The following is a 23206-nucleotide window of genomic DNA, read 5'->3' on the forward strand; positions in this document are numbered from 1 at the left end:
GATGGGTGATCGCGCTACCGATAGCTACCGGAGTCTCACCTATTGTTATCGACCTGCTAAACCCCACTGCCTGTTGATTACGGCCGATTGGCTCCCAGTTCAACGCAGTCGTTCACGAATTCGGGACAGAAACGAAATCTGACTTGTACGGGGCGTCTACACCGGGTTGTCGTCTCGACACCGTCGATTACGCTCGGCTAGGCGGTCGTTTCAAACAGTTTTGATCGGTTCATCGTCCCGGCGGAACCGGTCGCTGGCGCTCGGCTCTCGCTCGCCTCAGTTGGCCGGGGGTCGCTCCCCGAGCGTCAGCGAGACCGCGGTCTCGTCGCCGTAACGCCAGCACTCGAGTTCGATCGTGTCCCCCGGGCTGGTCCGCAAGGCGAGGTGGCTCGAGAGTGCGTGGCGGTCGGGGATCGGCTCGCCGTCGATGGCGTAGATGACGTCGCCCCCGACGGGGATCGAGTCGCGCGGGCGGGGCGTTGCGGCCCGGAGGACGCCGTCGGCCGGGTCGCCGGACTCGACGCCGGTGACGATGACGCCGGTCGCCTCGGGGAGGTCGTTGGCCTCGGCGATATACCGGTCGACGGTTGAGAGGGTGATCCCCATGTAGGAGTGGTCGTAGGTTCCGGTCTCGATCAGCGAGGGGACGACTCGACTCGCGACCGCCGACGGGATCGCGAAGCCGATATTGTCCCCGCCGCCGGCGGTAATGACGCCGGCGACTTCGCCGTCCAGGTTGACCAGCGGGCCGCCGCTGTTGCCGGGGTTGACCGCGGCATCGGTCTGGATCGCGTTCGAAAACGAAAACGTCCGGTCCGGCATGTCGAGCGTGCGGTTGACGCCGCTGACGATCCCCTTCGACATGGAGCCCTCGAACCCGTAGGGGTTGCCGATCGCGAGCACCTCTTGGCCGACGACGGAGCGCTCGGCGGCCAGCTCGAGGGGCGTCGCCTCGTCGGGGACGTGATCGACCTTGAGGACGGCCAGGTCGCTGTAGAAGTCGGCGCCGACGATTTTGGTGGCCGACCAGTCGCCGTTGATGTACTGGAGGTCGACGGTGTCGGCGCCGGCGACGACGTGCTCGTTCGTGACGAGGTGGGTGTCGTCGACGAGAAAGCCCGAGCCTTGGCCGCCGCTCCGGTCGCCACCGTACGGGCTCCCGGCGCCTAGCGCCCGAACCTGTGCGACCGAGTCGATGACCGCCTCGTAGACGTCGGTGTACGTCGAGCCGTCCGCGCGCTTGTCCGGATCGATCTCCTGCGAAATCGAGTGCGAGGACGAGCCCTCTATCGAGTCGCTGGCGGTGGGCTCGGTACAGCCGGCGACGGCACCGACGAGGCCGGTACCGGCGAGCGCGAGGAACTCGCGACGGTCCGGGGTGTGTCCGTTCATAGGCGAGGCTAGCACTCGACCCATTTGAACGTCCGGGCCACTTGAGAGTCTGCTTATCAATACATTATCCCGAGAGGGAATGACGTGCCGGCCGCGGGAACGATCCGGGCGACTCCCCCACCGACGGACCGAAGGGAAAACGTGTTACCCGCGGCCGCCCGATTCCCGTGATATGATCACGGAAGACGCCCGCGCGCTGCTCGAGACGGGGCCGGTCTGTGACTCCTGTCTCGGTCGCCCCTTCGCCGAGCGGAGCTTCGGACTGACCAACGCCGAGCGCGGCCGGGCGCTGCGGACGACGATCGCGATGGAAGACGACGCCGACTTCGAGCCCGACGAGCCCGCCGACTGCTGGGTCTGCGAGGGGTACTCGGGCACCGTCGACGCGATCGCCGAGACCGTCGTCGACGCCCTCGAGGACGCCGACTTCGCGACCTACCAGGTCGGAAGCCGCGTCCCGCCACTGGTCGAGGAAAACGACCGACTCCTCAGGGAGGACGCCGGCCTCGAGCCGGACGTCGGCGAGTCGTTCAAGCGCGAGGCCAACCGCGAGGTCGGCCGTCGCGTCGGCGCGAAGACCGGCACCGACGTCGACTTCGACCGCCCCGACGTCCTCGGGATCGTCGACCTCGCGGCGTTCGATCCCCTCGAGGCTCTCGAGTCGGAATCGGTCACGAGCCACGCGGTCGATATCCAGCTCAACCCCGCCTTCGTCTACGGCCGGTACCGCAAACTCGAGCGGGACATTCCCCAGACGGAGTGGCCCTGCCGGGAGTGTGGCGGTAGCGGAACCCAGTTGAGCGACGACGGCGAGGAACCCTGCGACTACTGCGGCGGCTCGGGCTACATGTACGATACCAGCGTCGAACAAGTTGTCCGTCCCCACGTCGTCGACGCCATGGACGGCGACGAGGGGACCTTCCACGGCGCCGGTCGCGAGGACGTCGACGCCCGGATGCTCGAGGAGGGCCGCCCGTTCGTCCTCGAAGTCAAACGGCCCAAGATTCGCGACCCCGACCCGGCGGAACTCGAGCGCGAGATCAACGCGGCCGCCGAAGGGAGCGTCGAGGTCGAGGGTCTTCGACTCGCGACCTACGAGATGGTCGAGCGCGTCAAGGAACACGACGCGAGCAAGCGCTACCGCGCCGACGTCGAGTTCGCCGAGCCGGTCGACGAGGCCGACTTCGAGGCCGCCTTCGAGGAACTGACGGGAACGACCGTCCAGCAGGATACGCCCCAGCGCGTCGACCACCGGCGGGCCGACCTCACCCGCGAGCGAACCGTCTACGACATCGACGGCGAGTTGCGGTCGCCGACCGAGGCCGAGGTCCGCCTCCACGGCGAAGGTGGCCTCTACGTGAAGGAACTGATCAGCAGCGACGCGGGCCGCACGGAGCCGAGCCTGGCCGGCCTGCTCGAGACCGACGCCGAGGTCACGGCGCTGGACGTGTTCGGCGTCGAGGGCGAGGAGGAACCGTTCGAACTCGAGGAGTACTTCCTCGACGAGCCGCGGGACGACGGCGAGGCGGCCGCGGCGGACGCCTGATAGGAGCGGTTGCCGACGGCGAGTCTTCTTCGCGTTGCGACCGAACAGCGCAACGGTTTAGCCGTCGGCGACGGACCCTCGAGGCATGCCATTCGGCGTCGACGAAGCCGGCAAGGGACCCGCGCTCGGGTCGATGTTCGCCGCGGCGGTCCACTGCGGGGACCCCGCGGCGCTCCCGGACGGAATCGCGGACTCGAAACGACTCGCACCCGAACGCCGCGAGGAACTGGCGGCGACGATCCGCGAGGACGACCGCGTTCGCGTCGGCGTCGCGGAGATCACGCCCGCGCGCATCGACGATCCGGAGACGGACATGAACTCGCTGGCCGTCGCGGCCCACGCCGAGGCGATCGGCGGCGCGCTCACGGACCTCGACTTCGAGCCGGGCGGATCCGACGGTGACACGCTCGAGGCCGACGCCGTCGAGCCGGCTCCGATCACCGGACTCTGCGACGCCTGCGACACCGACGAGGACCGCTTCGCTCGTCGCGTCAGGGAGGCCTGTACGTCCCTCCCGTCAACGTCGGACTCGCTCGCTGCCGCCCTCCAGATTGAGGCGCGCCACGGCGCCGACGACGAGTCGCCGATCGTCGGCGCGGCCAGTATCGTCGCCAAGGTCGAACGCGACGCTCACGTCGCCGCCCTCGCGGACCGCGTCGACGGGTACGAGTCCGTCGGCAGCGGCTACCCGAGCGATCCGAACACCCGCGAGTTCCTCGCGTCCTACGTCGACGAGCACGGCGATCTCCCCCCGTTCGCGCGGGAGACGTGGTCGACCTGCGAGGATCTGCTCGCCGAGGCCCAGCAGACGGGTCTCGGCGAGTTCTGAGCGCCGAGCCGTGCCGCTCGAGACGATCGCTGGTGATCGGTCCGAGTCGAAGAAATTCACCGGGTCGTATTAGTAACTATTTAATTCACTAAGTATGATATAATCGCCGTGTTTCGATCGATTATCGTCGGGATTGGGGACGTACTGCTCGGACGACTGCTCGTCGTTCTCATGTTGGGCGTGCCGGTGTTCGGCGTCGCGTTCGTGTTGGCGTTCGGAACGGACGCTCTCGTATCGCTCGGCCTCTCGAGAGGAGTCGCCGGCACGATCACTGCGACGATAGCCACTGTGGGAAGTGTCGCCGGATTGGCTGCGTTCGCCTACTATCTGATCGACTGGTAGCGACGCCCTCTCGCTGGGATTCGTCGCCGACCTGTCGACCGTTTTATGCGTGACGGCTACGCAGCATCAAGCATGCTCGACGTGGTCGTCCTGTTCGCGCTCGCCGCCGTCGGAACGGCCGTCGTCTGGAAGGGCAGCGCGTGGCTCGAGACATCCGCGAACCGCCTCGCTGCGGGGTACGGCGTGCCGGCGGTCGTCCAGGGGGCGATCATCGCCGCCGCTGGCTCGAGCATGCCCGAACTGGTGAGCGTGCTCGTCTCGACGCTGTTACACGGCGAGTTCGAGGTCGGTATCGGTACGATCGTCGGGTCGGCCGTTTTCAATCTGCTGGCGATCCCGGCCATCTCGGTCCTCGCGGCCGACGACGAGGGAATGACGACGGGCCGGGATCTGGTCTACAAGGAGGCGCTGTTCTACATGCTCGCGGTCGCCGCGCTGCTGTTGACGTTCTCGCTGGCGGTCATCTACTACCCGGCTGCGGGCGCGGGGCTCCAGGGTGAGGTCACGCGGCCGCTCGCGCTGTTTCCGCTGGTCCTGTACGGACTCTACGTCTTCACCCAGTACCTGGACACCACCGAGGACGAAACGGCGGCGGATACCGACGTCGCCCTCGGGCGGGCTTGGCTCCGGTTCGGGCTGGGACTGGTGGTGATCGTCGTCGGCGTCGAGGGACTCGTCCGAGCCGCGGTCGGGCTGGGCGAGGCCTTCGGGACCCCCGCGTTTCTCTGGGGGATGACCGTCGTCGCCGCGGGCTCGAGCGTTCCCGACGCCTTCGTCAGCGTCGCCGCCGCTCGGTCGGGCCGTTCGTCGGTCAGCCTCGCGAACGTCCTGGGGAGCAACGTTTTCGACCTGCTCGTCGCGGTGCCGGCCGGCGTGCTGGTCGCCGGAACCCTGTCGGTTACCTTCGACCACATCGTTCCGATGATGAGCTTCTTGATCCTCGCGACGGTCGTCTTCTTTACCATCATCCGGACGGAGATGACGCTCTCCGAGCGCGAGGCCCGACTGTTGCTTGGGCTCTACGGCCTGTTCGTCGTCTGGCTAGTCCTCGAGAGCGTCGGCGTGACGACCGTCGTCCCGACGTGAGACGAGGGAGGTGACTCGACAAGAGCTACGCCGACGTTCCGCTGCATTTGCAGGCGCCCCGCTCTTGCCGTTGGCCGGATCAATTGCAGTGTTCGATATGCCAGTCTGTACTAACTGCGAGAACCCCGTTTCTCTCGACTTCGAGCGCGCCTACGGCGACGACGGAACGGTCGATTGGTGTCCGCGGTGTCGAGACGGAACGTAAGCTGGGGTGACCCGTTTCTGCCGACACCACAACTGCTTCTCGTCGGCGTCAAGCGAAGCGTCGGCTAACCGATTCGCGTCTCGAGTGATCCGCACAAGAACCAGTACCCACCGTCTGTCTCTACGTCAAGAGCTGAAGGTCCTCGGGTGAAAGCCGGTATCCGCTGAAACCCGATCTCCGCGAAAACGACCGCTGCGTGTCTGTCCGCGCTACTTGTCCGTCAACAGCCGCTGGAGGATGTCCCCGTAGGCGGGCCGAGTGATGAGCACGCCGACGAGCACGCCGAGGATGGTGATGATGGCGAACCCGCGCAGATCCCCGAGGCTCAGGACGGCCAGTGGCGACATGGCGATGATCGTCGTCGCCGCGGCGGCGCCGATGACCCAGAACGCCTTTCGGAAGCGGGATTCGAACACCCGCCTCGAGCTGACGTCGCCTTGCTCCATCACCTCGTCGGCGATGATGACGAGGTCGTCCACCCCGGTCCCGACCACGGCGATGAAGCCGGCGACGTGAGAGAGATCGAGCGGCATGCGTATCAGCGCCGCGAAGCCGAGCAGGATGAGCACCTCAGACATCGCGGTGACGATCATCGGCGCGGCGACGCGGGGGTTCCGATAGCGCAGGAAGACGACGCCGCTGACGGTGATCACCGCCAGCGCTCCGATCACCAGCGAGTAGAGCTTGAACTGTTCGGCCAGCGCCGGCGACAGCGAGTAGGTCTGGGCCTCGCTGAATTCGAGCGGCGCGGGCAACGAACCGGACTGGAGATTCACCGAGAGCGCCTGGCCCTGCTGGGCGCTCTGTGCGCCCATCTGGAACGTGGGATCGTTCTCCCAGGAACCGGCTTGCATCGACCTCGCGAGACGGGGGCCCATGGAGTGGGCGTCGACGACTTCGCCGTCGATGACCGTGAGCAGACAGTACCGCTCTCCCTCGTGGTCGAAGTTGATGCTCTCGCCGTCACCGCGGAGCCCACATTGCTGGACACCGACGTTCGGGTCGGTGAAGCCGAGTTCGTTCAACCTCGACTGGAACTCTGGCGCGGCGTTGCTGTCGACCTGAACGGGAACGACGGTTTCCCCGGTGTCCTGGTTGATTTCTGGCGGATCGACTTTCGCAATATCGTCTCCGCTCAGGACCGTTTCGTTCGTGTGGTTGCCGTCCTCGGTCGGGTGGTAGGCCTGCACTTCGACGATCCCTCGCTCGGCGAGCAGCTCTCGAAGCTCGTCGGCGCCCATGTCCGGCGCCTCGGTGACGATGTAGTAGCCGCCGCCGAGCCTGGCCGATTCGTAGACGTTGCCACCAGAGAGGCCGGCCGCGTTGATTCGCGACTGGATCGTATCGACCATCTGCTGGCGCGTCTCCGCGGTCACGCCCTTTCGGATGTCCTCGTTGGGATCGACCTCGACGCCGGCTTCGGTGAGCGCGGCGGCGAACTCCTCCTCGCTCACGTTCTCGGTGAACAGCTCGGCGTGGGCGTTTCCGTCGTCGTCGACGCTGACGCGGACGTTCCCCGTCTCGAGGCCGGTTTCGTCGTACAGCGTTCGCTCGATTTCCGTAAGCCGTGCCTGATCGACGCTGCCGTTATCCCTGACGGCGCCGGCGTCGATGTCCTCGGCGGTCATCCCGGTGACGGGGGCGCTGATCCGCGTCCCGCCCTCGAGGTCAAGTCCGTACTCGAGGTTCGTCGCCCCGCTGTCCTGGGTCTCGACGTAGTCGTTGCCCCCCATGACGCCGCCGGGGACAAACAGGGAGACCATCGAACCGGTGATGAAGACGACCAACAGCAGCAGCCGCCAGTGGTCTTTGACGAACGTGACCGGGCTGGTCATGATCGAACCCCCTCGAACTTGTACCAACGAAGCAGACTCAGATTGAGCATGTACGTATTCATCAGGTCGGCCGCGAGTCCGACGAAGAGGACGATCCCGATCGACGAGAGCAACTCGACGCCGAACAGTCCCGCGGCGATGCCCATGACGAGCATCGCCGCCATCGACGTTACCGTCATCGTGATCCCGGTGCGCATCGCGCGGTGGGTGCTCTCGTAGAAGTCACCCTGGCGACGCAGGATGTGATTGTTCAACAGGATGTCGGAGTCGACCGAGTACCCGATCAACATCAGCAAGGCGGCGACGGTCCCCAGCGACAGCGAGATGTCGGCGACCGTCATGAACGCCAGCGGGATCACCAGGTCCGAAAACGCGGAGAGGACGATGGCGATCGACGGCACGAACGTCCGAAACAGCAGGAAGGTGATGACGCTCATCCCGACGAAGGCCACGGCGACGCCCAGCAGCGCCGTCCGCTGGGTCTGTTTCCCGAAGCTCCCCGACACCGTCGACTGGAGTTGGACGATGTCCGCGTCGCCGTCCTGCTCTAGGTTCTGCTCGGCCTGCTGGCTCAGCGACTCGAGGTCGGTCGAGGTGAACTGGATGACGTACTGGTTCTGGGAGTCGGGCGCGGAAACCGACTGAATCGACTCGGGTTCCTCGTCGAAGGCGTTCGCGATCTCTTCCTGGGAGGAGGTCGTCTGAATAGTCAGTTCGGAACCGCCGGCGAAGTCCATCCCCAGCGGCACCGGCGCGCCCGTCATGAGGAACGTGCCGGTGAGAACGAGCAATGCAACCGCGAGTACCGCAAGCGGCACCGCCGCGAGTTGGCGGTTGCTGTACCGGGTGTAGGAACGGTCCGGTACGTCGAAATACCCCATATACTTGACTACTGGCGAGCCCCTGAGGTAAGCCTTCTCAATTTATGTAGCATGTTTCGATTACATTGGGGGTGAGAAATACCGTAGGCTGAAGCCACTCGAGGCCCTTCGGTCGGGTATTATGACCGAGTCCGACCAGCGGTCCGGAGTCACGGACGACCGGTCCGATCGCTCCGACGCGACCGGTGCCGAACGCATCGTGATCTCGTACCCGGCCGCCCTCTCGGCGGCTGGCCGCCGACAGCTCGAGAAGCAATCGTTTCGGTCGTACCTCCACAAAACCCACGACGAGGCCCGCGCGAGCGACGTCTGGGAGGAGTTCGTCGGCGTCGGCTGCGGGACCACGCGCGACGTGTCGCTGCGGATCGAACGCGTCGACGGTGGTGTCGAAATCACCGAGGAAACGACGATTAGCTACGCACCTCGCGACGACGGCGAACTCGAGGAGGAGTGAGACGTCCGTGATCGAACTACGCGAACCGAGAGTGAGATCCCAGCGAGCGCTTCAGTCTGGCAGGTACCGCACGCTCAACACGCCGTCGTCGGCCGACCGGCGGACCTCGACGCGGACCGCCTCGAGTCGGGCCGCCCGCGCGATGGTCTCCTCGTCCTCGAGGACGTCCTGGGCCGCCGACTCCACCTCGTCTTCGGGCACGCGAAAGACGTGGATCTCGCCGGTGCCGGCCCGCTCCTTCTGAATCAGGTCGCCGACGTCGGCGTCGTCGGCCAGTTCTTTTTCGTGTTGGGTCGGCGAGAGGTCGCTGTCGACCAGTTCGATCGACCGTCGGTCGGCGACGTCGACCACTTGCCAGGTAACCTCCAGGGGCGGCTCGGGGGCGACGGTCGCCTCGAGGACGTCGTGGATCTCGAGGCCGGGGTTCGAGCCGAGCGTGTGGACCTGGGCGGTCTCGACGTCGCGGATGACGGCCGACTCGCTCTCGGCGTGGGTGACGACGAACGTGCTCGTCTGTTCGGTCATGAGCGGTCGTAGCGGGCGGATCGGTTTCCGGGTTTCGGCTTTCGATCGGAATCGGCGATGCGAAGGACTGTTCGCTACTCACACTGCTCGGACCGAGGATGGCAATTCACTCGATTAATCAAAACCCAGATGCGTGTGAAAATGACGGGGTGTCAACCGTACTCGCGTCGAATTTCCGTCCGCATATGGGAGAGCTACGGAATCAACTGTTCGATGCGCTGTCGGACGAGCAACGGCGATGGATACTATTCGCTCTCCTCGAGCGAGAGGGATCGATCAACGTCGACCCACCGTCTGACGGAGTCACCGATCAGTACAGTGCGGCGGTCAAGCGCCGGCACGTCCACCTCCCCAAACTGGCAGACTACGACTTCGTCGAGTGGCGTCGGCAGGCGAACACCGTTACGAGGGGGTCTCGGTTTACGGAGATCGAACCGATGTTGCGATTGGTGGCTGACAATCGAGAACTCCTGCCGGCCACGGTAAAATAGTGGGACGATCTCTCCCGGAACACGATTCGAAATAATATGTCCCCGTTCACTAAACAGAGCAGTGCCGTCGAACCGATCGACGTTCTGTTCGTCGAAGACAACCCTCACGACGTTACTCTGCTGCGGGACGCGTTCGAGAGCGCGGTGACGAATCGCGAGACGAGACTGCACGTCGTCACCGATGGCAGCGACGCGATGTCATTTCTCTGCCGGTCGGTCGAGTCCGATACGGATTCACCGCCGAACTTCGTCCTTCTGGATCTGAACCTGCCATCCTACGACGGAACCGAAATCCTCGAGACGATCACCGACAACCCGCAGTTACGATGGCTTCCGATCGTCGTCCTCACCGGATCGGACGATACGTACAATCTCGTGCGCTGTTACGAGGGAGACGCGAACGCGTGTCTGACTAAACCACCCGATCTGGAGGGATTTGTCTCGCTCGTCGAGACGATAGACCGGTTCTGGCTCACCCAGGCGACGCTCCCACCGACGTCGATCTGATCGGTTCACAGCGGAGGCACTGTGACGTCCGTGAGCGACAGTTCAGTTAACTGATGGAAAACGGCGGGACCCGAAGTGGTTGGGCCAGATCGGGTCCCCGCCACTGACACCTACCGAACGTGCACTCAAGTAGTTTGTGTGATAATCTGAGTGAACTGTATATTCCCTTCATCCTAGCACTGCAAAGATGACGGATTATTCACGAACGCGAATTCTTTTCCATCCGCGTATCGTATCCTGCGTGTTCGGATATCCGAATTCGTGGTTGGGCCATGACACAGGACGAAACAACGGTAGAGGCGATCAGTATATTGCAGGATCTCGGCCTGCAAGAGTACGAAGCACGCTGCTTTATGGCGTTGAACAAACTTCCCAACGGAACCGCAAAGGAGATCCACGAAATCTCCGACGTCCCGCGGACGCGAGTCTATGACGCGATCCGCGTCCTCGAGACGCAGGGGCTGGTCGAAGTCCAGCACTCGAGCCCCCAGCGGTATCGCGCCGTCGGGATCAACGAGGCGACAGAGATCCTTCGACAAAAGTACAACAACCGGATCGATACGCTCGAGACGTACCTCGAGGAGACGGACGTGGAGGAACCCGAGGACGACGATCATCTCCAGGAGATCTGGTCGTTGAGCGGCCACGAGGCGATCGAGTCGCGGACGATCGAACTGATCAGGAACGCCCAGTCGGAAATCGCGCTGCTCGTCGTCGACGACGACGTCCTCTCTGAGACGCTGTTCGACGGCATTCAGCAGGCGATTGAACGGCATCTCACCGTCGTCGTCGGCGGCCAAACTGCGGCGACGATGGCGACGCTGGAGTCTCGACTTCCCGAAACGCGCGTGTTCGAAACCGATATGGACTGGCTTACCGGGAACGAACTGGACGCCGAGGTCGCGATCAGCCGGATCCTGCTCGTCGACCGGGAGACGCTTCTGATCGGAACCTACTACCCCGACGCCAACGATGGCGAGACGAGAGAGCAGGCCGTCTTCGCAAAGGGGCTACAGAACGGGGTCGTGGTGCTCCTGCGGAGACTCGTGACAGCCGGCCTGTCCGGGATCGAGGACCCGGGAAGGTGACGCTCGTTCGCTGACGGAACGCCTTTACCGCAGGCCGTCGCCTTCTCGCGTATGAACGTCGACATCGGCAACGCGCTCGCGTCGGTCGCGTCGCCGGGCGCCTCGAGGGACTCCCTCGAGCGCCTGGATGAGCAGGTCGCGGACGCCCACGAACGCATCGTCGCGGGAATGGAACATTCGGAGCACGGCTACGAGGCCCTCAACCTCCCGGAGCGAACCGACCCGGACGAGATCCGGGCGGCCGTCGAGCCGGTCGCCGACGCCGAGGCACTGATCACCGTCGGTATCGGCGGCAGCGCGCTCGGCGCGGCGACGATCACGGACGCGCTCGCCGACGAGAGCGACACCGACGCCGTCTACCTCGACAACGTCGACCCCGCTTGGGTGTCGAACCACCTCGAGGGACTGCCCCTCGAGGAGACGGCGATCAACGTGGTCTCGCGGTCGGGAACGACGGCGGAGACGCTGGCGAACTTCCTCGTCGTCCGTGACGTCTTCGAGGCTGCGGGCGTCGACTGGACCGAGCGGACGATCGTAACGACCGGCGAGTCCGGTCCGCTCCGGAACCTCGCGGACCGGAACGACCTCCCGTCGCTGAAGGTCCCCGACGGCGTTCCGGGCCGCTTCTCGGCGCTGTCGGCGGTCGGCATGGTCGCGGCGGCCGTCTGCGGCCACGATCTCGAGGCCTTACTCGAGGGCGCCGCCGCCGAGCGCGAGAGCCTGACCGGCTCGCTGTTCGACTGCCCGGCCTACGCCTACGGGGCGATGGCCTACGCGCTCGACCAGCGCGGCGCCGCCGTCAACGCCATGGTTCCCTACGCGGAGTCGCTCGAGACGTTCGCCGAGTGGTTCGCCCAGCTGTGGGCCGAGAGCCTCGGCAAGGACGACCTCGGGCAGACGCCGGCGCGGGCGCTCGGCGTAACCGACCAGCACTCGCAGTTGCAACTCTACCGGGCGGGCCCGCGGGACAAACTCGTCACCTTCGTCTCGCCGGGCGAGACCGACGACCGGTCGATCCCCGACACCGATGTCGACGAACTGGCGTACCTCGGCGACGCGACGCTCGGCGAACTGCTCGAGGCGGAGTTCGAGGCCACCGAGGCCAGCCTCGCGGCGGCCGGCCGGCCGAACGTCCGGCTCGAACTCGAGACCGTCGACGAGTACGAACTCGGCGGCCTCCTCTACGGGATGGAGGCGGCCTGCGTCCTCGCGGGCGAACTGTACGGTGTCAACACGTTCGAACAGCCGGCCGTCGAGTGGGCCAAGAAGGCGACTCGCGGCCTGCTCGGCGGCGGAAACTTCGAGGAGGCCGACGCCGTCGCCGAGAAGACCGAGCTTCGTATCGAACGGTAGCCGGATTCAGTTCCGGACCCGACCGCGTTGCGGTGCGCCTATGGGTTCGCGCTCGAAGACGCACGTATGAGCGATCTCACCCGGACCGCCGACGGCGACGGTGACGCCGGCTCGGCCGTGTCTGACGTCGTCCCGACCGTCGGAACCGTCCTCTCAGCCGTCGTTCTCGTCGCGCTCGTGTTGCCGGTCCGCCGCGGCGTCGACTCCCCCGCGGTCTGGCTTGCGGCGGTCGGCGCCCTCGTCGCCACGGGCGCGTTCGTCGGTCGCCGCCACGGCTTGCTCGAGCGGCGCGTCGCCGGGGCGGCCGCCGCCGGCGGGAGCCTCCTCGTCGTCGTCCTGTCGGGGTACGCGATCACCCAGGGCGTCCTGGGATCGGTCGTCGTCCCGGGCCTCGAGGGGGCGGTCTCGTCGCTGTTCGTCGCCCTGGTCGCCGCGATCGGCGCGGTCGGCGTCGGTATCGCCGACCGCGGCGGCGTCTCGGGGTCGGGCCTGTACCGCCGGCTCGCACGGACGGTCGAGATGTGTATACTCGCCGTCGTCGGCCTGTTCAGCCTCTCGATCGCGACGGTGTTTCTCTCGCTGCCGGTGACCACCCTCGTCGGCGAACCCACGCCGCTCCAGCAGTCGCTGGTCGAGTACCCCGCCTACGCGCTCGGCCTCGGCGGGATCGCGGCGGGCTACCTGGCTTACCGCGGTCACGATCGGTCGTTCATCGACCTCGAGCGACCGACGCTCCGGACGGTCGGCTGGATCGTCCTCGGTCTCGTCTTGCTCTTTGCCGTGAACATCGGAATCTCGCAGGTCATGACGGCGCTCGGCATCGACGCCTCGGACCACACCACCACCCAGCGGCTGGCCGAGAACCCCGAACTGGCGATGGTCGCCGTTCCGTCGATGCTCCTGTTCGTCGGGCCGTTTGAGGAGCTGTTCTACCGGAACGTAATCCAGAAGAGCCTCTACGAGCAGTTCTCCCGGGCCGGCGCCGTCCTCGTCGGGAGCCTCGTCTTCATGATCGTCCACCTGTTCGCGTACGCGACCGCGGGACCGGGCGCGATGCTCGCGAGCCTCGCGCTGGTGTTCGCTCTCGGGTTGATCCTCGGGACGATCTACGAACGGACGGACAACCTGCTGGTGCCCGCGCTGGTCCACGGCTGTTACAACGCGTTGCTGTTCGTCGAATATCTCGTGTGAGAAAACGGGGTACCGACGGCGAGAGCCGAATTACGAGGGGTTCTTCCGCGCCAGCTCCGAGCCGCAGATCGGGCAGCGGTCCTTCTGTTCGTCGAACTCGCGACCGCAGCCCTGACACTGGTAGCGCCAGTGACGCTGTTCGTCGATGCCCTCGCGGGCGATCACTTCGACGTCGACGTTTAACTTCTCCGCGACGTTTTGCATCGCGTAGTCGTCGGTGACGAGCGTTCCGTCGAGTTCGAAACTCGCCGCGACGAGGCGAACGTCGGTTTCGGAGAGGACGTCGAGATCGCCCGATTCGCGGGCCGCGCGCTGGACTTTCTCGGTGGTGTCGTCGTTGGGAATGTGGATGTGCATCCCCGAGCCCTCCATCGCGTCGTAGCGATAGGCGCTCTCGTCCTCGAGTTCTTCGCGGACGAGGGGAATGGTTGCAGTCTGTTCTGTCGTGTGAAAGTCGTGGATAAACGCCGAGGAGTCGAGAACGTACATACCGTTAGCGCTGGACGACAATGTAGTCTTTGACCGCCTGAACGCGGTTGACGGGGACGAGGAATCGGCCCGCGTCGTCGACGTCGAAGTCGACCGTTCGCGGGGAGATTTCGTCGTCGGGATCGATAACGAGGTCGTGGAGCTTGCCGGATTTGAGATCCATTGTGATGTTATAGAGCAATCCGAGCTCGGTGCCGTCGGAACCCATGACGGACTTCCCCGAGAGATTTTCAGCGAGTATATCGCTCATGCATACCCGTACTTACTAATCGGTATTAAAGTCCACGGGGTAGATAGCGAGGCGTCGTACCCGCCGTCGTCGCGTCGCTCGAGCGAGATCGCCGAACGGCGATTCGACTCGATTCGGACTCCCTCGAAGCGACACGGATCCGGTCCGATAGCAGCCGCTCGAGGGGCGGCCGATCGGCGTCGATCCGGACGGACTCAGTTTCGAGTCGAGCGACCAGTCAGACCGGCGAGAACAGCGCGGATGACGATGGGTTTAACTACCGCTCTACCGACCCCTTAGATAAGACCTTCTCGGGTGGTTCACCATGTCGAATACGGATACGCACGACCCCACATCTCTCAGAACGCCGATCGTGGCCGTCCTCGGCCACGTCGATCACGGCAAGACCAGTCTCCTCGACAAAATACGCGGCTCCGCGGTAATCGAGGGCGAAGCGGGCGCCATCACTCAGCATATCGGCGCGACGGCGGTCCCGCTCGACATCATTTCCTCGATCGCGGGCGACCTCGTCGACCCCGACGACTTCGACCTGCCCGGCCTGCTCTTTATCGACACGCCGGGCCACCACTCCTTTACGACGCTACGCTCGCGGGGCGGCGCGCTCGCTGACATCGCCATCCTCGTCGTCGACGTTAACGACGGTTTCCAGCCCCAGACGCTCGAGGCGCTGGACATCCTCAAGCGCTCCCAGACGCCCTTCATCGTCGCGGCGAACAAGATCGACACCGTCCCCGGCTGGGATCCCAACGAGGACACGCCGATCAACGACACCTACGAGTCCCAGTCCGAGCGCGTCCGCCAGCGACTCGACGAGAGCCTCTACGAGATCATCGGCAATCTGAGCGACGAGGGGTTCTCCGCCGACCTCTACTGGCGCGTTCAGAACTTCCAGCGCAACGTCGGCGTCGTCCCCGTCTCGGCGATGACTGGCGAGGGCGTCCCGGACCTGCTGACCGTGATGATGGGCCTCTCCCAGCGGTACATGAAAGAGGAGATGGAAATCGACGTCTCCGGCCCCGGCGTCGGCACCGTCCTCGAGGTCAAAGAGGAGAAAGGGTTCGGGAAGACGGTCGACATCGTCCTCTACGACGGCACGATCAAGGAAGACGACACGATCGTCGTCGGCGGACAGAACGACCCGATCGTCACCGAGGTTCGCGCGCTGCTCCAGCCCCGTCCGCTCGCGGAGATCCGAACCGAGAGCCGCTTCGAGAACGTCGACGAGGTCGGCGCCGCGGCCGGGATCAAGGTCGCCGCGCCAGAACTTGGCGACGCGATGGCCGGCGCGCCCGTCCGGGTCGTCCGCGACCGGGACCTCGATGACGTCATCGAGGAAGTGCAGGCCGAACTCGCCTCGATCGCGGTCGACACCGCCGAAGAGGGCGTCGTCGTCAAGGCCGACACGCTGGGAAGCCTCGAGGCGATGGCCGACGCCTTGGACGAGGCGGAGGTGCCGATCGTCCGCGCGGAGGTCGGCGACGTCGCGCCGCGTGACATCTCGGTCGCATCGACGGCCGAGGATCCGAAACAGCAGGTCATCCTCGGGTTCAACGTCGACGTCCTCTCAGACGCGGAACACCGCGCCGAGACCGACGACGTGACGATCTTCACCGACGAGGTCATCTACCAGCTTGTCGAGGAGTACGACGAGTACGTCGAGGGGATCGAACAGGCCCAGCAGGATACCATCCTCGAGAACATCTCGCGGCCCGCCCGGTTCCGCATCCTGCCGGACCACACGTTCCGCCAGAACGATCCCGCGGTCGTCGGTGTCGAGGTCAACTCCGGGACCGTCCAGAACAACGCCACCGTCGTGAAGTTCGAGGGCAACGAGCCCGAACGCGTCGGCCAGATCAAGGGCATCCAGGAGCAGGGCGAGGACGTCGACGAAGCCCGGGCCGGCAACCGGGTCTCTGTCGCCATCGACGGCCCGACCGTCGGCCGCCAGATCGAGGAAGACGACGAGCTCTGGATCCAGATCCCCGAGAAACACGCGAAGATCTTAGAGCAGGAGCTGACCGACGAGATCCCCGCTGACGAACTCGAGGCGCTGAACATGTACCTCGACAAGCAGCGCAGCCGGGATCCGTTCTGGGGCAAGTAGCGCCGACGCGGAGTCCGCCGACCCCGACAGCACTGACGTCCGACCGGCCGCTATCCTTATCGTGATGCCTATCTTATAATTCTCATGAACCGTCTCGTCTGGCTACTCGCCGCGTCGTACGTTGCGCTCGGGACCGTGCTCTTCTACGGGCTCGCGATCGACTCGGCGACGGTCGTTCTCGGCGCCACCGCGTTACTCGCGCTGCTGGGCGTTCCCCAATGGCTGCTTCTCTCGAGGGGCGGCGGACGAACGCGGACGCCGGAGCGGGCGCCGCGGAATCGCACCTGACGACGGAACTTACGCCGCGCGCTCGAGTCGCAGTCGCGCTCCGCCCTCGAGATCGGCCAGCGCGGCGCAGTCCTCGACTCGAGCGACGACGGTAACGGGCGCGGCGGCGCGCGGTTCGCCGTTCTGGCTCGCGGTTCCGTCGTCACCGCTCTCCATATCGAGGTCTTCGCTCCGCTCAGGCCTCGCACGGCTGGCCGGCGTCTCGCGCCAGAACAGACACAGCTTCTCGCCGGCCGGCCAGTACGCGATCGAGCCCTCGGGGACGACCTCGCGGGCGTTTTCGGGTGGAACATCGAGCGAAACGTCGAAGTAGAGTTCGTTACCCCAGCGGACGGCGTCGCCGGCGACCGGCAGGGCCGCCTCGAGTGCGGCCCTCGCCTCGGGGGCGTCATCGGTCCAGGCGGCCGCGAGCGTTCGGTCGCCGACGGTAACGGTGAGGTCGGTCATGCGAGAGGCCACGGACGGATGCGCCTTCAATCCGCGAGGTCCGGTTGCCGCGTCGCGTCCGCTCGCCCGCGGGCGCGTTGGATTCCCTCGAGGGTCGCCTCGGGGTCGTCGATCGCCGCAGGGTCGCAGCGCAGGTCGAACCACCGGCGCTCGAAGACGAGTTTGTCGTCGGTCAGCCGCACGTCCGCGACGTCGTCCCACGGAACGAACGTTCTCGAGACGGAGCGCTCGACGACGAGTCCGGCTTCGTGGGCGCGGATCGTCGGCGGGGTCGCCTGTTCGTTCTGGTCGAAATTGAGCCAGTCGCCGCCGATACCGTACCACTGGAGGAGAAAGATGAGCCCGTAGAAGACCATGAGCGAACTGACGTTCAGCCCCCACGCGATCGTGCTGTAGAGGCCGCCGCCGATCGTGATCACCAGATAGGCGCCGAACACGATCCCGCCGGAGGTGAGGCCGGTCTGTCGCCACGTCCAGACCGCCGCGGGCTCGTCGGCGGTGAGCGCGTCGATGTACCGGTTGCGGGCCATCCGATCGACGCCGTACGCCGTGACGCCGGTGACGAGCGTCACGACGAGCGTCAGGACGACGAACCGGCCGGTCGCCTCGATCGATATAACGAGGGGGAGTGCCAGCGTCGCCGCGAACGCGATCGGCGGCGCGTAGCAGGCCAGTCGGCGCCATCGGCTCCGGCCGATCCGCTCGGGCAGGCCGCGGGCCCGCCTCGTGAGGATGTGGCCGGCGATCGCGACCGCCGTCACCATCGACGGCAGGATGCCGAGCAACGTCGCGGTGGAAACCCCTGCCAGGAGCCCCGCGGTCGCCGCGACGCCGGCCGCGACGAGGCCGACGTAGAACCCGAATCCGGCCTGAAAGCCGGTGTCCGGCTCGTCGAACTCGAGGGCGGGTCGTCGTTCGTGAGACGCCACAGTATCTCGGTGTACGAACGCACGGTATAAAATAAATGGGGTAATGAGAGATAACAGACATCTCTGTTCGACGATCGACGGCCTCGAGGTACACGTCGTACACTCGACGATGAAATCGCGCTCAGTAGGCTCGAGACGGTAATCGCGCGGCGGTTTCGACCGGCGACTCACCGCGGGCACTCATGAATTGGTTGAGCCTTCCACTACAAGCATTAACTGGCTACTGCTGGTGGCCAGTATCATGCTCGTTCATCTCCGGCAGTACAAGCACGAGGAGGTCCAGTTCGACGATAACAGAACGACAGGCGAGTCCCAGACCGAAGATACGGTCAACCCAGACGCGGAGGATTACTTCGGCAAAGACATGGACGAGTTCGACGTCGAGACGTGGGACACGGTCGAGCACGAGGGCGACCCGATCGAGCGTCGCTCCGTCACGATCGAGGGGGTCACCGCCGTCTCCGTCCCGCAAGAACCGACCGACGAGGACGATCCGGACCTTCCGGGGCGGACGCTCCAGTTGCGCATGGGCGGCGGCATCGAGTTCATGGAGCAGGCCGAAATCGTCGAAGTGCAGGACATGGAGGTCACGGAGTCGGAGGCCGAAGGCAAGGTGTCCAAGGAAGACGATCCGCAGGGGAAGGCGTCCATGGACGAGGAACCGTAGTCGCCGACAGTCGCCCTTCTTTCCGGTCGCGGTTTCGGGGAAACAGCTGTGGCCGAATCTATCATCGTTCGGGATGACAACGCCTGTCGGAGACGGTGCGGTCCCGAAATCGTTTTCAACCGGTCGCGCGCACACTCGGTATGCCGACGGAATCGGACACTCATTATGACCCCTCGCTGGGGAACAAGTTCATCTTCGTCACCGGCGGCGTCATGTCGGGACTCGGCAAGGGGATTACGGCCGCGAGCACTGGCCGTCTCCTCAAAAACGCCGGGTTCGACGTCACCGCGGTGAAGATCGATCCGTACCTGAACGTCGACGCGGGGACGATGAATCCCTACCAGCACGGGGAGGTATACGTCTTGGAGGACGGCGGCGAGGTCGACCTCGATCTGGGGAACTACGAGCGGTTCCTCGACATCGACATGACCTCGGACCACAACATCACTACGGGGAAAACCTACCAGCACGTCATCGAGCAGGAGCGCGCTGGCGACTACCTGGGCAAGACGGTCCAGATCATCCCCCACATCACCGACGACATCAAGCGTCGCATCCGCGAGGCCGCGGAGGGCACCGACGTCTGTATCATCGAAGTCGGCGGCACCGTGGGAGACATCGAGGGGATGCCCTACCTCGAGGCGCTGCGCCAGTTTGCCCACGAGGAACCCGAGGAGAACGTCCTCTTCACCCACGTCACGCTCGTCCCGTACTCGAAGAACGGTGAGCAGAAGACCAAGCCGACCCAGCACTCGGTCAAGGAGGTCCGCTCGATCGGCCTCCAGCCCGACATCATCGTCGGCCGCTGCGAGGACCGACTCGACCCCGAGACCAAGGAAAAGATCGCGCTGTTCTGTGACATTCCCACGGAAGCGGTGTTCTCGAACCCCGACGTCGAGGACGTCTACCACGTCCCGCTGATGGTCGAAGAAGAGGGGCTCGACCAGTACGTCCTCGAGCACTTCGGGATGGCCGACGAGGCCCTGCCCGTCGGCGAACGCGCCAACGAGTGGCGCGAGATCGTCACGACCGAGAAGGAAGGGACGGTCGACATCGCGCTGGTCGGCAAGTACGATCTCGAGGACGCGTACATGTCGATCCACGAGTCGCTGAAACACGCCGGTTTCGAGGTCGGCGTCGACGTCGAGCGCCACTGGGTCCCGGCCGACGAACTGGCCGACGGCCACGACGGACAACTCGAGGGGATGGACGGAGTCATCGTTCCCGGCGGCTTCGGGATGCGCGGCTCCGAGGGCAAGATCGAGGCCGTCCGCTACGCCCGCGAGAACGACGTTCCGTTCCTCGGGCTCTGTCTCGGCTTCCAGATGGCCGTCGTCGAGTATGCCCGGAACGTGCTGGGCCTTGAGGACGCCCATTCCGCCGAGATGGTCGAGGACTCCCCCCACCCGGTCATCGACATCCTGCCGGAGCAGTACGAGGTCGAGGATATGGGCGGGACGATGCGCCTCGGCGAGCACACGACCGTCATCGAACCCGAGACGCTCGCTTACGACCTCTACGGCGATACCTCCTGTTCGGAGCGACACCGCCACCGCTACGAGGTCAACCCCGAGTACTTCGACGCCTTCGAGGACGAACCGCTCGTCTTCTCCGGGACCGCGGGCAACCGGATGGAGATCCTCGAACTCGAGACCCACCCCTACTTCGTCGGGACGCAGTTCCACCCCGAGTACACGTCTCGTCCCGGCCAGCCGAGCCCGCCGTTCCTTGGACTGGTCGAGGCCGTCCTCGAGCAGTCCGAGGCCGAGGACGCCGAGACCGCAGACGCGGATGCCGACACCGACGCGGAAACGGAGGTAACCCACTGATGGTAGATACCGACACGTTTGTTCCAGAAGCAGTTGCAGAGATCGGCGACGAAATCGGCGACGAAAACGCCGTCATCGCACTCTCGGGCGGGGTCGACTCGTCGGTCGCCGCCGCCCTGGCATACGAGGCCATCGGCGACCGGCTGACCCCGGTGTACGTCGATACCGGCCTGATGCGGAAAGGCGAGACCGACCAGATCCGCGAGACCTTCGACTACATGGAGTCGCTGCGGATCGTCGACGCCAAGGATCGGTTCCTCGAGGCCCTCTCGGGCGTCACCGACCCCGAGGAGAAGCGCGAGATCATCGGCGAACAGTTCATCCGCGAGTTCGAGCGCGAGGCGAAGGACGCCAACGCGGACTACCTCGTTCAGGGGACGATCTACCCCGACCGCATCGAGAGCGAGGGCGGAATCAAGTCCCACCACAACGTCGGTGGCCTGCCGGAGGTCGTCGACTTCGAGGGGATCGTCGAACCCGTTCGCGACCTCTACAAGGACGAGGTCCGCGAGGTCGCGCGCCACCTCGGCCTGGACGAGATCGTCGCCGAACGGATGCCGTTCCCCGGCCCCGGACTCGCCGTCCGCGTCATCGGCGAGGTCACCGAGGAGAAACTCGAGGTCGCCCGTCACGCCTGCCACGTCGTCGAGGAGGAACTCGAGGAGTACGAGCCCTGGCAAGCGCTCGCAGCCGTCATCGGCAAGGCGACGGGCGTGAAAGGCGACAACCGTGTACACGGCTGGGTCGTCTCCGTCCGCTCGGTCGAGTCCCGCGACGGGATGACCGCCCGCGCACAGGAGATCGACTGGGATACTCTCCAGCGCATCCAGTCGCGAATCACCGGCCAGAACGACAACGTCGCCCGCGTCGTCTACGACGTGACCCACAAACCGCCAGCGACAATCGAGTACGAATGAGCACGGACGCAATCGTCGCCGGTCCCGACGAGGACGACATCGCCACCGCCCTCGAGGCGGAGGGCGCTACCGTCGCCCGCCTCAACGGCGACATCTCCCGGCCCGCTCTCGAGGAGGCCGGGATCGTCGACGCCGATCTGTACGTCCTGACCGACACCGGGCAGGCGACGACGATCCCGATCGTCTGCGATCTCTCGGACGACATTCGAACGGTCGTCTACGCCCGGGATACGGTCCCGGAGTTCGTCAAGGGCCAACTCGACCTCGCCCTCGACCCGCAGTTGATGGACGTCGGGATCGTCGCCGACGAACTGACCAGCTAGCCGCTCGCGGCAGCTTCCCTTTTGTGCGGATCGTCGCCGCTCGCGTCGACTTCGAACAGACGCGTCCCCGACGTTCACGAATAATTGTGCGTTGGGACGGAGTGCGGCAGTATAAACCGTAATACGGGCGGTTTCGGCCGCGTAAACTGGGATTGAAATCGACGGAATCCGGGATAACCGTCGAATACCATCGCCCCCGTTGAAGTAGGATCCGCGGCTATCGATAGATGGAGGTCGACGGGCAGACCCCACCGAGGCATCCACCGCCTGCACCCGTGACTTCCAACCCACCCACAGCACCCTTCCCCCACCACTGCCACACCGTACCGATTCCCGGTACCGACGCAGGCCTTGCACCCGCCTGCGTCCCCACACCCTGCGGTTGGCACTCGAGGCGCCGGGGTATTTCCGGCCCTCGGGATGGTTCTCAGCACTTTCGCTTCGACAGTCGCTGTCCGATCGCAGCGACGGCTCCGAACCGATCCGGCGAACCGACTTACGACGACTGCAACCGCCGGAGGACCGGAATCTCCTCGAGACGTTCCTCGTCGAGCAGATCCCAGTCGATTCCGGACGGCTGCGCGCGGCTTTCGGGACGGATCGTCCGCTCGGGAGTGACGACGAGGTCCATCGAGACGTCGTGGTCGCCGATCGCGACGGTGTCGTCGACGAGTTGCCGCTCGTGGACCGTCGTCGCGACCGCCGTCGACTCGTCGACGAGGCCGAGGCCGCGCAGGATAGCGTACTCGAGGTCGCTGTAACCCTCTCCTTTCCCGATCCGACCCCCGTTCTCAGTGACTGCCACGCTCCCGGAGACGATCAGATCGATCTCCTCGACTGCGTCGGGGCCGACCTGCTCGCCGTGTTCCGAGGAGCCCGAAACCGTCGTCGCCGCGTCGTAGTCGGAGAGTTCGTCGGGGTCGAGTTTCAGGAAGCATTTTTCGTCGGCGAGTCGCGGAACGGCCATGTAGACGGTCTTCCCCGCGCGCAACGCCGCCCGCCGGACGGGCAACTGGGGCGCGTCGGGATTGGCCTTGATCGTCGTCGCGTCGCGCCACTCCGGCTGTTCGGCTAGTCGTTCGGCGGCGTCGTCCGCACCCGCGAAGTTCGGAATCCGGCCGTGGGGCGGGAAGGGGAACCGCGCCTCGCCGCTCTCCTCGAGGTCGTCCCAGACGCACTCGCGGATCGTCTCCTTGTCGACGCCGTCGGCGGCGTCGGCGGTGTCTGAATCGTCCATC

General features: G+C 65.4%; 25 protein-coding genes. 16 read left to right on the forward strand and 9 right to left on the reverse strand.

Annotation, left to right across the window (positions count from 1 at the left end; translation table 11 throughout):
* Positions 1 to 276 precede the first annotated feature (276 nt).
* Positions 277 to 1392 (reverse strand): S1C family serine protease, encoded by a 1116-nt coding sequence (locus EH209_RS10070; RefSeq protein WP_126662785.1) that lies wholly within the window; start codon positions 1390 to 1392, stop codon positions 277 to 279.
* Positions 1393 to 1564: 172 nt separating this feature from the next.
* Here EH209_RS10070 and EH209_RS10075 point away from each other — a divergent pair, with 172 nt between their 5' ends.
* From EH209_RS10075 to EH209_RS25250, 5 genes are all read left to right on the forward strand, one after another.
* Positions 1565 to 2938, forward strand: coding sequence for a tRNA pseudouridine(54/55) synthase Pus10 (locus tag EH209_RS10075; protein ID WP_126662786.1), 1374 nt, complete (start codon positions 1565 to 1567; stop codon positions 2936 to 2938).
* 85 nt (positions 2939 to 3023) lie between these two features.
* Complete coding sequence (rnhB, locus tag EH209_RS10080; protein WP_126662787.1) at positions 3024 to 3767, forward strand: ribonuclease HII; 744 nt, start codon at positions 3024 to 3026, stop codon at positions 3765 to 3767.
* A gap of 108 nt (positions 3768 to 3875) precedes the next feature.
* Positions 3876 to 4109 (forward strand): hypothetical protein, encoded by a 234-nt coding sequence (locus EH209_RS10085; protein ID WP_126662788.1) that lies wholly within the window; start codon positions 3876 to 3878, stop codon positions 4107 to 4109.
* Positions 4110 to 4181: 72 nt separating this feature from the next.
* A complete protein-coding gene (locus tag EH209_RS10090) occupies positions 4182 to 5195 on the forward strand; it encodes a sodium:calcium antiporter (protein WP_126662789.1) in 1014 nt (337 codons plus the stop codon).
* Positions 5196 to 5292: 97 nt separating this feature from the next.
* Positions 5293 to 5400, forward strand: coding sequence for a DUF7563 family protein (locus EH209_RS25250; protein WP_449271909.1), 108 nt, complete (start codon positions 5293 to 5295; stop codon positions 5398 to 5400).
* Between the two features lie 209 nt (positions 5401 to 5609).
* Here EH209_RS25250 and EH209_RS10095 read toward each other — a convergent pair whose 3' ends face one another.
* Together EH209_RS10095 and secF are read right to left on the reverse strand one after the other, a co-directional pair.
* Positions 5610 to 7235, reverse strand: a complete 1626-nt coding sequence (locus EH209_RS10095) for a preprotein translocase subunit SecD (protein WP_126662790.1) — start codon at positions 7233 to 7235, stop codon at positions 5610 to 5612.
* Entirely contained in the window at positions 7232 to 8116 is an 885-nt protein-coding gene (gene secF, locus EH209_RS10100; RefSeq protein WP_126662791.1) for a protein translocase subunit SecF, read from the reverse strand. Before secF ends, EH209_RS10095 begins: the two co-directional genes overlap by 4 nt.
* Positions 8117 to 8237: 121 nt before the next feature.
* On the opposite strand from secF, the gene EH209_RS10105 reads away from it, so the two are divergent.
* On the forward strand, positions 8238 to 8570 hold the full coding sequence (locus tag EH209_RS10105; RefSeq protein WP_126662792.1) for a hypothetical protein: 333 nt from the start codon (positions 8238 to 8240) through the stop codon (positions 8568 to 8570).
* 51 nt (positions 8571 to 8621) lie between these two features.
* Here EH209_RS10105 and EH209_RS10110 read toward each other — a convergent pair whose 3' ends face one another.
* On the reverse strand, positions 8622 to 9095 hold the full coding sequence (locus tag EH209_RS10110) for a DUF5812 family protein (protein WP_126662793.1): 474 nt from the start codon (positions 9093 to 9095) through the stop codon (positions 8622 to 8624).
* Positions 9096 to 9622: 527 nt separating this feature from the next.
* Here EH209_RS10110 and EH209_RS10120 point away from each other — a divergent pair.
* The 4 genes from EH209_RS10120 (at position 9623) to EH209_RS10135 (ending at position 13725) form a co-directional block, all read left to right on the forward strand.
* Positions 9623 to 10093: a response regulator gene (locus EH209_RS10120; RefSeq protein ID WP_126662795.1), complete on the forward strand. Its 471-nt coding sequence runs from the start codon at positions 9623 to 9625 to the stop codon at positions 10091 to 10093.
* Positions 10094 to 10365: 272 nt separating this feature from the next.
* The gene (locus tag EH209_RS10125; protein WP_126662796.1) at positions 10366 to 11181 is read left to right on the forward strand and encodes a TrmB family transcriptional regulator; all 816 of its coding nucleotides are present in this window, start codon (positions 10366 to 10368) and stop codon (positions 11179 to 11181) included.
* 51 nt (positions 11182 to 11232) lie between these two features.
* A complete protein-coding gene (locus tag EH209_RS10130; protein WP_126662797.1) occupies positions 11233 to 12534 on the forward strand; it encodes a glucose-6-phosphate isomerase in 1302 nt (433 codons plus the stop codon).
* Between the two features lie 66 nt (positions 12535 to 12600).
* Positions 12601 to 13725, forward strand: coding sequence for a CPBP family intramembrane glutamic endopeptidase (locus EH209_RS10135; protein ID WP_126662798.1), 1125 nt, complete (start codon positions 12601 to 12603; stop codon positions 13723 to 13725).
* Between the two features lie 30 nt (positions 13726 to 13755).
* On the opposite strand, the gene EH209_RS10140 is transcribed toward EH209_RS10135, so the two are convergent.
* A complete protein-coding gene (locus EH209_RS10140) occupies positions 13756 to 14214 on the reverse strand; it encodes an NOB1 family endonuclease (protein WP_126662799.1) in 459 nt (152 codons plus the stop codon).
* Positions 14215 to 14218: 4 nt separating this feature from the next.
* Positions 14219 to 14464 (reverse strand): PRC-barrel domain-containing protein, encoded by a 246-nt coding sequence (locus EH209_RS10145; protein WP_008896139.1) that lies wholly within the window; start codon positions 14462 to 14464, stop codon positions 14219 to 14221.
* Positions 14465 to 14768: 304 nt separating this feature from the next.
* Here EH209_RS10145 and infB point away from each other — a divergent pair, with 304 nt between their 5' ends.
* Complete coding sequence (infB, locus tag EH209_RS10150; RefSeq protein WP_126662800.1) at positions 14769 to 16568, forward strand: translation initiation factor IF-2; 1800 nt, start codon at positions 14769 to 14771, stop codon at positions 16566 to 16568.
* An 84-nt stretch (positions 16569 to 16652) separates the two neighbouring features.
* Entirely contained in the window at positions 16653 to 16856 is a 204-nt protein-coding gene (locus EH209_RS10155) for a hypothetical protein (RefSeq protein ID WP_126662801.1), read from the forward strand.
* Positions 16857 to 16865: 9 nt separating this feature from the next.
* Here the strand turns inward: EH209_RS10155 and EH209_RS10160 are convergent, their stop codons facing one another.
* On the reverse strand, positions 16866 to 17303 hold the full coding sequence (locus tag EH209_RS10160; protein ID WP_126662802.1) for a cyclophilin-like family protein: 438 nt from the start codon (positions 17301 to 17303) through the stop codon (positions 16866 to 16868).
* 26 nt (positions 17304 to 17329) lie between these two features.
* Entirely contained in the window at positions 17330 to 18232 is a 903-nt protein-coding gene (locus tag EH209_RS10165; protein WP_126662803.1) for a PH domain-containing protein, read from the reverse strand.
* A gap of 241 nt (positions 18233 to 18473) precedes the next feature.
* On the opposite strand from EH209_RS10165, the gene EH209_RS10170 reads away from it, so the two are divergent.
* The 4 genes from EH209_RS10170 (at position 18474) to EH209_RS10185 (ending at position 21968) form a co-directional block, all read left to right on the forward strand.
* A complete protein-coding gene (locus tag EH209_RS10170; protein WP_126662804.1) occupies positions 18474 to 18899 on the forward strand; it encodes a hypothetical protein in 426 nt (141 codons plus the stop codon).
* Between the two features lie 140 nt (positions 18900 to 19039).
* A complete protein-coding gene (locus EH209_RS10175; protein ID WP_126662805.1) occupies positions 19040 to 20728 on the forward strand; it encodes a glutamine hydrolyzing CTP synthase in 1689 nt (562 codons plus the stop codon).
* Positions 20728 to 21645, forward strand: coding sequence for a glutamine-hydrolyzing GMP synthase (gene guaA, locus EH209_RS10180; RefSeq protein WP_126662806.1), 918 nt, complete (start codon positions 20728 to 20730; stop codon positions 21643 to 21645). Before EH209_RS10175 ends, guaA begins: the two co-directional genes overlap by 1 nt.
* On the forward strand, positions 21642 to 21968 hold the full coding sequence (locus tag EH209_RS10185) for a DUF7126 family protein (protein WP_126662807.1): 327 nt from the start codon (positions 21642 to 21644) through the stop codon (positions 21966 to 21968). The genes guaA and EH209_RS10185 overlap by 4 nt, the downstream gene beginning before the upstream one ends.
* Before the next feature lie 496 nt (positions 21969 to 22464).
* Here EH209_RS10185 and EH209_RS10190 read toward each other — a convergent pair whose 3' ends face one another.
* Entirely contained in the window at positions 22465 to 23205 is a 741-nt protein-coding gene (locus EH209_RS10190; protein WP_126662808.1) for a 5-formyltetrahydrofolate cyclo-ligase, read from the reverse strand.
* Position 23206 lies beyond the last annotated feature (1 nt).

The sequence above is a fragment of the Haloterrigena salifodinae genome (genome assembly GCF_003977755.1).
Classification (GTDB): Archaea; Halobacteriota; Halobacteria; order Halobacteriales; family Natrialbaceae; genus Haloterrigena; species Haloterrigena salifodinae.

Coding starts and splice junctions, on each gene's coding strand:
- EH209_RS10105 (WP_126662792.1), top strand. CDS start 8,238: ATGACCGAGTCCGACCAGCGGTCCGGAGTCACGGACGACCGGTCCGAT.
- EH209_RS10145 (WP_008896139.1), bottom strand. CDS start 14,464: ATGAGCGATATACTCGCTGAAAATCTCTCGGGGAAGTCCGTCATGGGT.
- EH209_RS10185 (WP_126662807.1), top strand. CDS start 21,642: ATGAGCACGGACGCAATCGTCGCCGGTCCCGACGAGGACGACATCGCC.
- EH209_RS10125 (WP_126662796.1), top strand. CDS start 10,366: ATGACACAGGACGAAACAACGGTAGAGGCGATCAGTATATTGCAGGAT.
- EH209_RS10075 (WP_126662786.1), top strand. CDS start 1,565: ATGATCACGGAAGACGCCCGCGCGCTGCTCGAGACGGGGCCGGTCTGT.
- EH209_RS10130 (WP_126662797.1), top strand. CDS start 11,233: ATGAACGTCGACATCGGCAACGCGCTCGCGTCGGTCGCGTCGCCGGGC.
- EH209_RS10190 (WP_126662808.1), bottom strand. CDS start 23,205: ATGGACGATTCAGACACCGCCGACGCCGCCGACGGCGTCGACAAGGAG.
- EH209_RS10155 (WP_126662801.1), top strand. CDS start 16,653: ATGAACCGTCTCGTCTGGCTACTCGCCGCGTCGTACGTTGCGCTCGGG.
- EH209_RS10140 (WP_126662799.1), bottom strand. CDS start 14,214: ATGTACGTTCTCGACTCCTCGGCGTTTATCCACGACTTTCACACGACA.
- EH209_RS25250 (WP_449271909.1), top strand. CDS start 5,293: ATGCCAGTCTGTACTAACTGCGAGAACCCCGTTTCTCTCGACTTCGAG.
- rnhB (WP_126662787.1), top strand. CDS start 3,024: ATGCCATTCGGCGTCGACGAAGCCGGCAAGGGACCCGCGCTCGGGTCG.
- EH209_RS10095 (WP_126662790.1), bottom strand. CDS start 7,235: ATGACCAGCCCGGTCACGTTCGTCAAAGACCACTGGCGGCTGCTGCTG.
- EH209_RS10070 (WP_126662785.1), bottom strand. CDS start 1,392: ATGAACGGACACACCCCGGACCGTCGCGAGTTCCTCGCGCTCGCCGGT.
- EH209_RS10135 (WP_126662798.1), top strand. CDS start 12,601: ATGAGCGATCTCACCCGGACCGCCGACGGCGACGGTGACGCCGGCTCG.
- EH209_RS10175 (WP_126662805.1), top strand. CDS start 19,040: ATGCCGACGGAATCGGACACTCATTATGACCCCTCGCTGGGGAACAAG.
- secF (WP_126662791.1), bottom strand. CDS start 8,116: ATGGGGTATTTCGACGTACCGGACCGTTCCTACACCCGGTACAGCAAC.
- EH209_RS10090 (WP_126662789.1), top strand. CDS start 4,182: ATGCTCGACGTGGTCGTCCTGTTCGCGCTCGCCGCCGTCGGAACGGCC.
- infB (WP_126662800.1), top strand. CDS start 14,769: ATGTCGAATACGGATACGCACGACCCCACATCTCTCAGAACGCCGATC.
- EH209_RS10120 (WP_126662795.1), top strand. CDS start 9,623: ATGTCCCCGTTCACTAAACAGAGCAGTGCCGTCGAACCGATCGACGTT.
- EH209_RS10160 (WP_126662802.1), bottom strand. CDS start 17,303: ATGACCGACCTCACCGTTACCGTCGGCGACCGAACGCTCGCGGCCGCC.
- EH209_RS10170 (WP_126662804.1), top strand. CDS start 18,474: ATGCTCGTTCATCTCCGGCAGTACAAGCACGAGGAGGTCCAGTTCGAC.
- EH209_RS10110 (WP_126662793.1), bottom strand. CDS start 9,095: ATGACCGAACAGACGAGCACGTTCGTCGTCACCCACGCCGAGAGCGAG.
- guaA (WP_126662806.1), top strand. CDS start 20,728: ATGGTAGATACCGACACGTTTGTTCCAGAAGCAGTTGCAGAGATCGGC.